This is a genomic window from Beijerinckia sp. L45, assembly GCF_009765775.1.
GTDB lineage: Bacteria > Pseudomonadota > Alphaproteobacteria > Rhizobiales > Beijerinckiaceae > RH-AL1.
Window position 1 is genome coordinate 17,731 of record NZ_LMUU01000156.1, and the last position, 11,891, is coordinate 29,621.

The window sequence follows — 11,891 nt, forward strand, 5'->3', positions numbered from 1 at the left end:
GCTTTGGCTGCCTCTTCCACCGAGCCGCCGGTGTCGATGCGATAGCCGACAGGCAGCTTCGCCTTGAGCGCCGCCAGCGTCGGCAGGATCTGCGCGGTGATGTCGGGCGGCTGCATGCCGTCGCGGACGTCGCCCTCCACGGCGATATAGGTCTGGCGATCGTAACGCTTCAGCTCCGGCGTCTCCATCCGCGTTTCCAGGCGCGCGACCTGGGACAGTGGCACCGCCTTGCCGTCCTTGGTCGTCAAGGTCAGGTCGGTGATGTCCTGGATCTGGTGGCGGTCGACGCCGGGGCTGCGCACCAGCACGTCGACGCTGCGCAGATTCTCCCGCACCTGGGTCACGGCGTTGCCGATCAGCAGCGCCTGGAGCTGCAGGCTCGCATCCTTGGGCGTCAGGCCGATCAGGCGCAGGCGCTCCTGATTCAGCACGAGGTGCAGCGTCGGCGTCAGCAGGCCCCAGTCGAGATGGGTGTCGACCATGCTCTGGTTCTGCGACACGATCGTGCGCGCCTCTTCGGCAATGGCGCGGACCGTGTCGATATCAGGCCCAAAGACGCGGAACAGCACGGGATAACGGACCGGCGGCCCGAAGACGAACTGCGAAACCCGCACACGCGCCTCGGGGAAGCGGCCTTCGGCGACCAGGCCGCGCATCTTCACCTTGAGGGCATCGCGTTTCTCGGCATTCTCGGCGAGGACGATGATCTGCGCATAGGCGGGATCGGGCAGCACGGGATCGAGCGACAGGATGAAGCGCGGCGTGCCGGCGCCGACGTAGCTGGTCACGACCTTGGCTTCGTCCTGCGCCCGCAGCACCGTTTCAAGGCGCTCGACCTCCTGCTCGGTTGCAGAGAAGGCGCTGCCCGGCGGCATGTTGACCTCGATCGTCAGTTCCGGCCGATCGGAGTTCGGAAAAAACTGCTTGGTCACCGAGCCCATGCCGACCACCGCCGCGACGAAGACGGCGATCGTCAGGCCCGCCGCGATCCATTTGTGATCGACGCAGGCGCGCACCATCACGCGCAGGCGCTGATAGTTCTTCGTCGCGTAGATCGCGTCGTGGCCGCCCACCACCGTCTTGATGTTCGGCAGGATTTTCACCCCGATGTAGGGGATGAAATAGACGGCGACGAGCCACGAGGTGAGCAGCGAAAAGGCGACGACCCAAAAGATGTTGCCGGCATATTCGCCGGCGGTGGAGCGGGCGAAGCCGACGGGCAGAAAGCCCGCGATCGTCACCAGCGTGCCCGACAGCATCGGGAAGGCGGTGGCGCTCCACGCGTAGGTCGCGGCGGCGATGCGATCGACGCCTTCCTCCATCTTCACCACCATCATCTCGATCGAGATGATGGCGTCGTCGACGAGCAGGCCGAGCGAGATGATCAGCGCGCCGAGCGTGATGCGATCGAAGTCGCGCCCCGTGGCCATCATGATGACGAAGACGGCGGCGAGCGTCAGCGGCACGGCCGCGGCGACGACGATGCCGACGCGCAGGCCGAGTGCGATGAAGCTGACGACGATCACCACCGTCAAAGCGGTGAAGAACTTCGTCATGAATTCGCCGATGGCCTCGGAAATCACCTTGGCCTGGTCCGAGACCTTGGTGAAGGTCATGCCGAGCGGCAGTTCGGCGCTGAATTTGGCATCCGCCGTCTCCAGCGATTTGCCGAGCGCCAGCCCGTTGAAGCTCGGCTTCATGATGACGCCCAGCATCAGCGCGCGTTCGCCCTGGTTGCGGACGGCAAACGTCGGGGGATCGACGTAGCCGCGATGCACCTCGGCGATGTCGCCGATCTTCAGCGTACGCCCGCCGGCATTGATCGGGATATCCTTGATCGTATCGACATTGTCGATCCCGCCATCGACGCGGAGATAGACGCGCGGGCCCTTGGTTTCGACGAAGCCGGCCGGCGTGACGTCGTTCTGGCTGCTCAAGGCGTCGAACAGATTTTGGGCGGTGATGCCGAGTGTCGCCAGCCGCTGATAGGAGATCTCGACAAAAATCTGCTGCGCTTGCTCGCCCAGGATATTGACCTTGAGCACGCCGGGGATGCGCAGCAATTGCTCACGAATGTCTTCGGCCTGCAGGACGAGCTGGCGATGCGGTAGGTCTTTGGCGGCCAGCGCGTAAAGCGAAAAGTAGACGTCCGAATATTCGTCGTTGAAGATCGGGCCGATGACACCGTGCGGCAGGTTCACCGCTTCGTCGGAGAGTTTTTTGCGCGCCTGATAAAACTCCTCCTGGAGCATGGCGGGCGGCATGAAGTCTTGGAGATAGACCTTCATGATCAGCTGGCCGGGACGCGACTCCGTCTCGACGCGATCATAGTACGTCAGCTCCTGCAGGCGCTTTTCCAGCCGGTCGCCGGCCTGGCGCTGCAGTTCGTCGGCGGTGGCGCCGGGCCACACCAGCGTCACCGTCATGACCTTCACGGCGAAGGTCGGGTCCTCGGCGCGCCCCAGCTTGAAATAGGCGAAGGTGCCGGACACCGCGATCGCGATGATCAGGAACAGCGTGATCGCGCGCTCGCGGACGCCGAAGGCCGAGATGTTGAAGCCGCTCATCGCGCTGCCGTGTCCAAGGGCGAAGCGCCGATCTCGACCTTTTCGCCAGGTTTCAGAAGATGGGCGCCGAGCGCGACGATGCGTTCGCCGCCCACAAGCCCGCTGTCGATTGCCGCGCGCTCTTCGCCGACATGGGTCACGCCGACCTGTCGCCGTTGGACGGTCGAGGTGGCAGCGTCGACGACCCACACCGCTGGCCCGTGACCGTCGTCGAACACCGCGCCGATCGGAATATCGTAGGTAGGGGCGCTTCCGGCGGCCGCCGACAGGCGCACCGTCACGGTGGCGCCGAGCGGCGCGTTCTTGCCGGCCTCGCCGAGGACGTAGCGCGCGCGATAGGTCCGGGTGGCGGGATCGGCCATCGCCGAGAGCTCACGCAGGGTCGCAGGGAACGTCGCGTTGGGCCTGGCGTAGAGGGCGGCGGCGGCGGGATCGTTCGCCCGTTCTTCGACGCCCTCGGGCAGGTAGACTTCCGCCTCGCGGGATCCTTCGTGAGCCAGCCGGACCACGGCCTGGCCGGCCGCGACCACCTGGCCCGGTTCGCCCGGGACCTCCATGACGACGCCGTTGGCATCCGCCTGAAGCACCGCGTACGTCGCCTGATCGGCGATCTGCTTCTCCTGCGCTAGCGCGGACGCCAACTGCGCCGCCGAGGCGTCGGCCGCCGCCTTGTTCTGCTCGTAGACCTGCGCTGTCACCCAGCCCTGGTCGACCAGCTTGTGGCGCCGTGCTTCATCGGAGGCGGCCTGCAAGGCCGTGGCGCGCGCGGCCTCGACGGCGGAATGCGCGGCCTTCAAGGCGAGCGAAAAGTCCGTCTCGTCGAGCCGCATCAGCGGCTGGCCGACGGTGACGCGGTCACCCGCATCGACGAGGCGCTCCAGAATCTTGCCGGAGACGCGGAAGCCGAGCGCGCTTTCGTAGCGCGCGCGCACCACGCCGGTGTAGCGCGCCCCGCCGATGGCGGCCGGTGCGACCTTGACCACGCGGACGATCGGCGGCGGGGCCTCGCTGGCGACAGGCTTGTCCTCGGCCTTACATCCGGCAAGGATGAAAAAGGCGGCACCGACACTTGCCGCCATCCGGGCTTTCGTACGCATCTTGGTCTCCGCTGCCGTCCGCACGATCGGACCCGATCCGAAGCAGACTGACCCGAAGATATGTCGATCATAATATAATTCAAGGGCCGTTTCCCGGCCGAAGCGATGGCAGGGCCCGCGCGCGCCCATCCCGGCACCGCGCGGCGCGGCACATTATATTAGTATCGTCATGTTACAGAATTGAGATCGCCGGCTCAGCAGGCGCGGCGCTCGTGGTGTCACGGGCATCGCGCAGCGGCGCGGCTCCGGGGGAGTGTGCCATGTCGCAGGCATCGGGGGCCGCTTGCATTCAGCGGCGAACGAATGAAAATTAAAAAAAGCGGTGACGCATGACGCCACCGCTTCGAGTTTGAAAAAAGGCGGCCTGACCGTCAGGACTTGGGGACGAACGACCGGTCGATCACCGACTGCGGATCGATCTTGTCGAGCGGGAAGCCCTGCGCGCCGGCGACCCATTTCCAGGATTCCGCAACCAGAGCCGGTTCGAAGGCGCCGAGGCCGGTGCGTTCCGAGATCTCGTTGCGGATGAGCGGCTTCATCGCGATGATTTCCGCGGTGTTGGTCGCGGCGTCGGTATTCGGCACCATCTCGTGCAGATCCTTACCGGACTCTTCCGGATGCTCCATCACGTATTCGACGCTCTTCTTGTAGGCGCGGAGGAAGCGGGCGACGGTCTCGGGATGCTCCTTGATCATGCGATCGGAGGCCATGATCGACCAGTTGTAACCGGCGAGGCCGAAGTCCGACCAGGCCAGAACCTTCAGCTTGGCCCCCGACGGCGCGACCAGCGTCGTGTAGAGCGGCGCGCTGGTCATCCAGGAAATTACCGCGTCGGCGTTGCCGGAGGCCAGCATCGGCCCGACGGCATTGTCGTCGACCTTCAACAGTTTGACGGTCGAGATGTCGAGACCGTTGCTTTTGGCGATCAGCGGCCAGACCTGATTGGACCCCGAAAACGTCGCGGTCGCCAGCGTCTTGTGGCTCAGATCCTTGATACTGTTGATCCCGCTGTCGGCCTTGGTGACGATCGCATCGGGGGATTTGCTGTAGACCGCCATTACCGCCTTGGCCGGCATCGGCGAATTGGCAGCTGCCGTCATCAAGGCGCTCAACGAAGCGCCCCCGAAATCATCCGTGCCCGTTGCGACGCGGGTCACCGCATCCGAACCGCCGCGTCCGATATCGATGGTGACGTCGAGACCCTCTGCGGCGAAGAAGCCATGCTTGACGCCGATATGCGTGAAGCCGATGTAGCCCGCCGGGAACCAGTCCAGCACGAACCGGACCTTGTCGTTCGCCGAGGCCGAGACGGCGCTCGCGAGAAGGAAGGCTGCGGTCAAGGCACCGATCGAACGTCTATGCATGGTCGTCTCCGGGTTGGTCTCAGGCGAGCGAGGCGGGGGTCTCGCAAAATCATGCTGGGCGAAAGGAGCGGTATCGGCTTGCGTGGGCCATGCCGCCTTGAAGTCGTGGCGCTGAACGAAGCCAAGCTAGCGGCCACGGATCACGACGCTAACAACTATTCCAAGGGGAGAGGTTCTGGATTTCTGATTCAGGCGAACGCCGTCGCATCAGCTTTTATGATCTCGGGCCGCACGAAAATGCATTGCCGACGAAAGCGGTCTGCGCCAGGGTTGCCAACGACTTCGAAGGGCTTCTGATCCGCGTGAACCCGCAGCGGCAATGCGGCCATGGACTTGGGATAGTGAACCAGCATATCGCCGATACGGCCGTTGGGCATTCCGCCGACACGCAAGCTCCGGCCCCTGTCGCGATTCAGCTGCGAAATGTGTCCCGGGTCTTCGAGTCCAGCGATCGCAGCCTAGTGACGGCCCTCGACGATGTGTCCCTGAAAATCCGCCATCGCGAATTCCTGTCGATCATCGGACCATCCGGGTGCGGCAAGTCGACGATCCTCCGCCTTCTGGCGGGGCTTCTTCCGGCGACGACCGGCGACGTCGAAATCTTCGGCCTGAAGGTCACGGAACCGCGCGACGATATCGGCTTCGTGTTTCAGCGGCCGACGCTGCTGCCCTGGCTCAGCATCTTTGACAACATCACTTTTCCCGTGCGACACACGACAGGGCGCGTCGACGCCCGAACCAAAGAGCGCGGACAGGCGCTTCTGCAGATGATCGGTCTCGCCGAGTTTGCCGACAAACGCCCGAATGAACTGTCCGGCGGCATGCAGCAGCGCGTGGCGATCGCCCGTTCGCTGCTGCAGGATCCGGACATCCTGTTGATGGACGAACCGTTTTCGGCGCTCGATGCGCTGACGCGCGACGAGCTATCGATGGAACTGCTGCGGATCCTCGCGGAGCGACCGAAAACCGTCGTCTTCGTCACCCATGCGATCCAGGAAGCGCTGCTGCTGTCGGATCGGATCGCGATCATGTCGCCGCGGCCCGGACGTATCCTTGATGTCATCGACGTGCCGTTCGACCGCCCGCGCGGTCTCGACACGATGCTTAACCCGGCCTTCAACGAACTCGCCAACGCGATCCGCGCCATGGTCTTCTTGCGCGAGAAGGTTGGGGCGTGACACAGTTCGCCAAGCGCTACGCGGCCGCAATTACGCTGATCCTGATCGTCGTGGCCTGGGAAGCGGCGTGCCGAGGTTTCAGCATTCCGCCTTTCGTCCTGCCGCGTCCCAGCGCGGTCGCCGCCGCGGCGGCGGACGTTCCGTTGCAAACCTGGCTGGTCAATCTCTGGGCGACGCTGGAAGTCGTCCTGATCGGGTTCGCGATCTCGTTTGCGATCAGTATCCCGCTCGCGATGATGCTGGTGAATTCCCCGCTGATGTCGCGGACGGTGGTTCCCTTGCTGGTGATCATACAGTCGACGCCGATCGTGGCGATTGCGCCGATCCTCGTCGTATCGCTCGGCGCCGGCATGATGCCGCGCGTGGTCATCACCTGCCTCATCACGTTCTTTCCGCTGGTGGTCTCGACGATGACCGGCCTGCGCGCCGTCCCGGAAGAGTTCATCGAACTCTCGCGCTCGCTGAAGGCGCCGGTGCTGCGGCAATACCTGCAGATCCGGCTACCCTATTCGGTCCCCTACATTCTCGGGGCTGCGAAAGTGTCCGTCACGCTGGCGGTCATCGGCGGCGTCGTGGCGGAGTTCGTCGCCGCCGATCAGGGACTCGGCTATCTCATCCTGTCGTACACGTCGCTGTTCAAGCTGGCGCATGCGTTCGTGGCGCTGCTGATCCTGCTCTGCATCTCGCTGGCGCTCTACCAGGTCGTTTTCATCGTCGAGCGCACATTTTTCAGCTGGAGCCTGCCACCCAAGCGCTGATCGTCAGCTACTGGATCGTGCCGCACAGGTTCGATTCGAGAGCGATGGTCCGGGCGTGGTCGACGAAATCATCGCTGATCTTCGAGGCACGGCGGCGATACTGGCGCACCGCGACGAGATGCGACGGGCGGATGTCACCATCGATCGGCTGATAGACGATGTTGCGGCGGTCCGGCGTGCAGAAGTTGAGAAGCGAATAGCCGAAGCCGTTGGCAACGAGGCTGCGGACCATATCGGCGGACGGCGCGCGATGGGCAACGTTGGGCTGCAATCCAAGGTCGCCGAACACCGACAGGAAATAGTCCCGGGTGCTCGGAATATCCAGCATGATGAAAGGCTCTTTTTCGAGCGCTTTCAACGACACCGGTCCGTTGGCGAGACGATGCTCCCGGGGGAGGACGCACTGCGCCGGTGTGTTCTGCAAAAGATTGGACTGGAACGCCGGCGAGAGCTCGAAGTCGAGCACGATGATGACGTCGAGAACGCCGTCCTCGAGGCGTTGCTTCAGTTCGGCATGGCACGCCGTCTGCCAGCGGATGTCGACCTGCGGATAATGCGCCTGAAAGCTCCGCACCAGCGGCGGGATCAGATTGGGTGCGATATCGCCGAGGCACCCGAAACTGAGGCTCCGAACCTGGCGCGACTTGTTGGTGCGGATCGCCTCGATCTCATGGACCCTGCCGATGACGTCGCGGGCTTCGAGCAGCAGATGATGCCCGGAATCCGTGAGCAGCAAGCCGCGCGCATGGCGCCGGATGAACAATTTTTGCCCGAGGATCTGCTCGAGGCAGGCGATGGCCCCGGAGATTGCCGGCGGCGACACGTTCAACTCCTCCGCGGCGCGCAGAGCGCTTTCGTTGCGTGCGGCCGCAGCGAAATAGACGAGGTGGCGCAAGGTGATGCGCGGAATCCCGAGTTCGCCTTCGGCCGAAGCAGGCGTTTCCGTCGAAAACGCTTCGCCGAAGGAAAGCATCATGCTGCCGCCCATTCCTGTCTTCTCCGTTATCTCGCACCGGCGGCGAAGGGCATGACGCTTCGATACGAGGGACCTGCCCGATGACGCAAGCAAGGATCACGCCGCCGGCATCCGGGCGGCTCGATCAGAAAAATTGATCCAGGCCCGGTCATTCCCGATTTGCACCCACGGGTGGCCCAACCCTATGCTTGACTCGACCACAGGCCGTCGCGCCGTCCAGGCCTATCGACTTGAAGGAGCCGACCCCATCAGCGCCGAGATCATCAGCCATCAGAAGCCTTCGACAGAGTGGAGCGGGCTGTCCGGCGCACGCCGATGACCGAACCGATGGCGGGTCTGACTTCGCGCAATCCCTGGTCCTGGTATCCGGTCGTCGCCTCGCAGGATCTTCTGGCGGGCAAGATCATGCCCGTGGTGCTGAACGGCGAAAATCTTGTCGTGTGGCGCTCGAAGAGCGGACAGGCGAATGCCTGGAACGACCGCTGCCCGCATCGCGGGATGCGGCTGTCGTTTGGGGCGACCCAGAACGAAAGTCTGATCTGCCCCTATCACGGCTGGACCTTTGGATCCGACGGGTACTGCAACAAGATCCCGGCTCATCCCGACACCTCGCCCTCGCGTGCGGCCAGGGCGCGGATCTATCCGGCCGCCGAATCCGGCGGTTACGTCTGGGTCTGCATCGGCGAGCCTGCGGCGGACCATCCCGAGGCGATCGGCTCGGCGGTTCCGGTTCGCACGATCCATCTTCCCGTCGATGTCGATGTCGCGGCGGCGGCTCTGATGCTCTATCCGCTCGATCCAAACGGTTCCGGCGGCGCCCCGCTTCGCGCCGATCAGCTCGAATGGTTGGTGGACTCCGTTCTCACCGCGACAGCCGCCATCACAAACAACGCCGATGCGACCTATACCGCATCGATCGTATCGCCAGGACACATTGCCTGCACGTTGGCACCGCATGACGCCTCGGCCATAGGCTATCGCGTGCTTCTGCAACCGACGGCGGTTCAGGAATGCGTGGCCCACGTCGCCATCGAGGGCTCGGCGGCCGTCGGCCTCAACCGGGCAATCGTTCGGTTTCGCGGAATCGTCGCCGCGCTTGCGCGCACGCCCGATCTCCAGACCGTCCGTGACGTCATGCTGCGCATGACCCCCGAACAGATCCGGGTTTAACCGAGGAGCCGAGCCATGACGAAGACAACGGATGTCGTCGCGTTGAACGACTGGTACGTCGTGACCTTCGCGGACGAGATCGCGCTAGGCCACAGCGAACGCACGCGTCTGCTCGGGCAGGACCTCCTTCTGTCGCGCGACGCGGCGGGCGCGTTCGGCTGCGTCATGTTGCTCGACGATGGCGCGCAAGTGCCCGTGCCGCAGGTGGTCGAACGCTATGGATTCGTTTGGGTGACCTTGGGTGAGCCGACACGGGACATTGTCAGCGTTCCGGAATTCGCCGATCACGAACGCAAGTTCATCCACCGCGGCCGGATCGGCGTGCCGACGTCAGGGCAGCGGATCATCGAGAATTTCTTCGATCTCTCGCATTTTTCCTTCGTCCACACCGGGACGCTGGGCGCCTACGATGCCGCCGAAGTGCCCCGCTATGCCGTCGAGTTTCGCGATCAGGATTCAGAGCTCTGGGCGATCGGCTGCAGCTTCGTCCAGCCGAAGGCATCGGCCGTCGCCGATCTCAGTTCGACCGTCTATTACGACTACCGGATTCCGTCGCCGTTCATCTCGATCATCTACAAGGACAGCCTCATCCGTCAGGGCCGGAAAGATGTCATCGGTCTGTTCATCCAGCCGCTGGATGAAGAGCGCTGCACGGTCCACTCCTTCGCGCTGGTTTATGACGAGCGCAACAGCCCGACACATATCCTGCATTTCTACCACGAGATCTTTGCCCAGGATCGCTCGATCCTGATCCACCAGGTCCCGCGCAAGCTGCCGATCAGCCCGCGTCGTGAGATTCCGACGATCTCGGACGCCAGTTCCATCGCCTATCGCCGTTGGCTCGATCGCTCGGGCCTCGAATTCGGTCTCGACCGAACGGCCGGCTGAGAGCCGCGGTCACCCCAGGACAGTTGCAACGATGATCACGCTACACGACTACATCCTGTCGGGGGACTGCTACAAAATCCGGCTGCTCCTTGCGATGCTCGGGCTGAAATACGACGTCTCGAAGGTCGATGTTCATCCTGGCCGCGACAACGAGACGCCGCGCTTCCTGGCGCTCAGTCCACTCGGCCGCATCCCGGTGCTGCAAGAAGACGATCTTGTCTTGTGGGACGCCAATGCGATTCTGACCTATCTCGCGCTGCGCTATGATTCCGCGCGAGCGTGGCTGCCGGCGGACGCTGCTCACCATGCGGCCGTCGCGGTCTGGCTTGGCTTTGCCGCAACCGAACTCGACGGGATCCTGCGGCTGCGAATGAGCGCGATCACCAGCGCGGCGGGCGATGTGACCGAGCCTCTGGCGCAGGCCTATCGCACCTTGACGGTCCTCGAAGACCATCTCGCCGAAGGCGAAATCCGCGGGGCCAAATGGCTCGTCGGCGACGGGCCGACGATCGCCGACATCGCGACGTTTCCGCCGGTCGCCCTGGCGCCCGACGCCAGCATCTCGCTCGATCGTTTTCCCGCGATCTGGCGCTGGCTCGACCGGGTCAAGCGGCTCGATGGGTTCATCGTCATGCCGGGCGTCATGCCGAACCTGTCCGACGCGGTCTAAACGCAGCCGCTTCCGCTCAGGACATAGGGAGCGCGCGCTCCAGGAACGGCAACGCCGCCGCTTCGAATCCAATCGGATTGTCTTCGAGCACCATGTGCGCGGCTTCGGGCACCTCCGCGCGAAAGCCCTTCGCCAGGGCGGCTGCCATCCGGTCGGCGCAGTCGGCCGTCACCAGATCCGACAGGGCGCCGCGCACGACGAGCGTTGGGCACGCGACCTGCCGCAATGCAGTCCAGGACCGCTCCGGGCTGTCGGGTTTCAGGGGAAAGATCGCGGGATCGATGCGCCAATCCAGGGTGCCGTCGGACCGGGTGATGAGCATCCAGTCGAGCCGCGTTTCCAAGCTCTGGTCCGAGGCGCGTGCATGCAGGCCGCAGAGGAAGATGCGCGCGTGGTCGCGACTTTCGAAGCGCGCGGGTGTGATGGCCAGCTCCTGGCCGATGCGCGTCAGCCCGCGAGAATCGAGTTCCGGCGCGCTGTCGACGATGACCAGGGCGGAAACGCGATCGGCATTCGCGGCGGCATAGGCGACCGCGTTCGTTCCGCCCATCGAGTGGCCGAGGAGGGCGAAGCGATCGAGGTTCAGACCGTTCGCGAGACTGGCGACATCGCCGACGTAGCTATCGGTATCGTAGCGTTTGTCCGCAGCCCAATCGGAGCCGCCGCGGCCGCGCTGGTCGAGCGCGATGAGCCGGAAACGCTCCTTGGCGGTCGCGGCGAAGTCGTCGAACCAATGCGCGTAGGCTCGGAGACCGTGAAGAAGCACGATGGCCGGTGCATCGGCGGAGCCCCACGCGACATAGCGCAGGCGCAGCGCACCATTATGCACGATCCCGGCGGTGCTCATCGGCCGCGCGCTAAGGAGCGGCGGGCGGAAAGCGAACCGGATTGCGTGCATACCCGACCTTGAGTTCGATCTCGTAGCCGTCGGGGTCGCGAATATAAATGGCGGTGCCAAAACCTTTCGCGCCGTAGACCTCCATCGGGCCCATGAAGACCGGCGTCTGATGCGCCTCGAGGCTCGCGATGATCTCGTCGAGGTCACCGTCGATGCTGAGGCAAAGGTGTTCGATGCCGCGGCACTGCGGCTCGGGCAGGGTCTCGCCGGGCTTGAGGCCGACGAGGTCGATGAGGTTCGCCCCGCATCGCACCTGGTAGAGCCCGATCTTGTCGAAGATCCGCTCGACGTGCAGCCCGAGAATGGTCTTGTAGAAATCGGTCGT

At 64.2% G+C, this 11,891-nt stretch carries 11 protein-coding genes; 5 read left to right on the forward strand and 6 right to left on the reverse strand.

Annotation, left to right across the window (positions count from 1 at the left end):
* The 3 genes from GSQ79_RS16285 to GSQ79_RS16295 form a co-directional block, all read right to left on the reverse strand.
* Window positions 1-2,567, reverse strand: a 2,567-nt coding sequence (locus tag GSQ79_RS16285; protein WP_158809745.1) for an efflux RND transporter permease subunit, incomplete at its 3' end; no start/stop codon positions are given.
* A complete protein-coding gene (locus GSQ79_RS16290) occupies window positions 2,564-3,664 on the reverse strand; it encodes an efflux RND transporter periplasmic adaptor subunit (RefSeq protein ID WP_246725383.1) in 1,101 nt (366 codons plus the stop codon). The genes GSQ79_RS16290 and GSQ79_RS16285, both read right to left, overlap by 4 nt.
* A gap of 371 nt (window positions 3,665-4,035) precedes the next feature.
* Window positions 4,036-5,028: an ABC transporter substrate-binding protein gene (locus tag GSQ79_RS16295; RefSeq protein WP_158809736.1), complete on the reverse strand. Its 993-nt coding sequence runs from the start codon at window positions 5,026-5,028 to the stop codon at window positions 4,036-4,038.
* Window positions 5,029-5,270: 242 nt separating this feature from the next.
* Between GSQ79_RS16295 and GSQ79_RS16300 the strand changes: the two genes are divergently transcribed.
* Window positions 5,271-6,206: an ABC transporter ATP-binding protein gene (locus tag GSQ79_RS16300; protein ID WP_246725384.1), complete on the forward strand. Its 936-nt coding sequence runs from the start codon at window positions 5,271-5,273 to the stop codon at window positions 6,204-6,206.
* Window positions 6,203-6,964: an ABC transporter permease gene (locus GSQ79_RS16305; RefSeq protein ID WP_158809737.1), complete on the forward strand. Its 762-nt coding sequence runs from the start codon at window positions 6,203-6,205 to the stop codon at window positions 6,962-6,964. The genes GSQ79_RS16300 and GSQ79_RS16305 overlap by 4 nt, the downstream gene beginning before the upstream one ends.
* A 7-nt stretch (window positions 6,965-6,971) precedes the next feature.
* On the opposite strand, the gene GSQ79_RS16310 is transcribed toward GSQ79_RS16305, so the two are convergent.
* Entirely contained in the window at window positions 6,972-7,940 is a 969-nt protein-coding gene (locus GSQ79_RS16310; RefSeq protein WP_158809738.1) for a LysR substrate-binding domain-containing protein, read from the reverse strand.
* A gap of 315 nt (window positions 7,941-8,255) precedes the next feature.
* On the opposite strand from GSQ79_RS16310, the gene GSQ79_RS16315 reads away from it, so the two are divergent.
* From GSQ79_RS16315 to GSQ79_RS16325, 3 genes are read left to right on the forward strand one after another with little or no spacing between them, the layout of a single operon-like run.
* Window positions 8,256-9,110 carry a Rieske (2Fe-2S) protein gene (locus GSQ79_RS16315; protein ID WP_158809739.1) on the forward strand — a complete coding sequence of 285 codons (855 nt, stop codon included), beginning with the start codon at window positions 8,256-8,258 and terminating at the stop codon, window positions 9,108-9,110.
* A gap of 15 nt (window positions 9,111-9,125) precedes the next feature.
* Window positions 9,126-9,998, forward strand: a complete 873-nt coding sequence (locus GSQ79_RS16320) for an aromatic ring-hydroxylating dioxygenase subunit alpha (protein WP_158809740.1) — start codon at window positions 9,126-9,128, stop codon at window positions 9,996-9,998.
* Between the two features lie 31 nt (window positions 9,999-10,029).
* On the forward strand, window positions 10,030-10,668 hold the full coding sequence (locus GSQ79_RS16325; protein ID WP_158809741.1) for a glutathione S-transferase family protein: 639 nt from the start codon (window positions 10,030-10,032) through the stop codon (window positions 10,666-10,668).
* A gap of 16 nt (window positions 10,669-10,684) precedes the next feature.
* On the opposite strand, the gene GSQ79_RS16330 is transcribed toward GSQ79_RS16325, so the two are convergent.
* On the reverse strand, window positions 10,685-11,515 hold the full coding sequence (locus GSQ79_RS16330) for an alpha/beta fold hydrolase (protein ID WP_158809742.1): 831 nt from the start codon (window positions 11,513-11,515) through the stop codon (window positions 10,685-10,687).
* Window positions 11,516-11,525: 10 nt separating this feature from the next.
* Window positions 11,526-11,891, reverse strand: a 366-nt coding sequence (locus GSQ79_RS16335) for a VOC family protein (RefSeq protein ID WP_158809743.1), incomplete at its 5' end; no start/stop codon positions are given.

What these genes read in the sequence shown, in the direction of transcription:
- GSQ79_RS16290 (WP_246725383.1), bottom strand. Translation starts at nt 3,664, where the DNA reads ATGCGTACGAAAGCCCGGATGGCGGCAAGTGTCGGTGCCGCCTTTTTC.
- GSQ79_RS16295 (WP_158809736.1), bottom strand. Translation starts at nt 5,028, where the DNA reads ATGCATAGACGTTCGATCGGTGCCTTGACCGCAGCCTTCCTTCTCGCG.
- GSQ79_RS16310 (WP_158809738.1), bottom strand. Translation starts at nt 7,940, where the DNA reads ATGATGCTTTCCTTCGGCGAAGCGTTTTCGACGGAAACGCCTGCTTCG.
- GSQ79_RS16315 (WP_158809739.1), top strand. Translation starts at nt 8,256, where the DNA reads ATGACCGAACCGATGGCGGGTCTGACTTCGCGCAATCCCTGGTCCTGG.
- GSQ79_RS16320 (WP_158809740.1), top strand. Translation starts at nt 9,126, where the DNA reads ATGACGAAGACAACGGATGTCGTCGCGTTGAACGACTGGTACGTCGTG.
- GSQ79_RS16325 (WP_158809741.1), top strand. Translation starts at nt 10,030, where the DNA reads ATGATCACGCTACACGACTACATCCTGTCGGGGGACTGCTACAAAATC.
- GSQ79_RS16330 (WP_158809742.1), bottom strand. Translation starts at nt 11,515, where the DNA reads ATGAGCACCGCCGGGATCGTGCATAATGGTGCGCTGCGCCTGCGCTAT.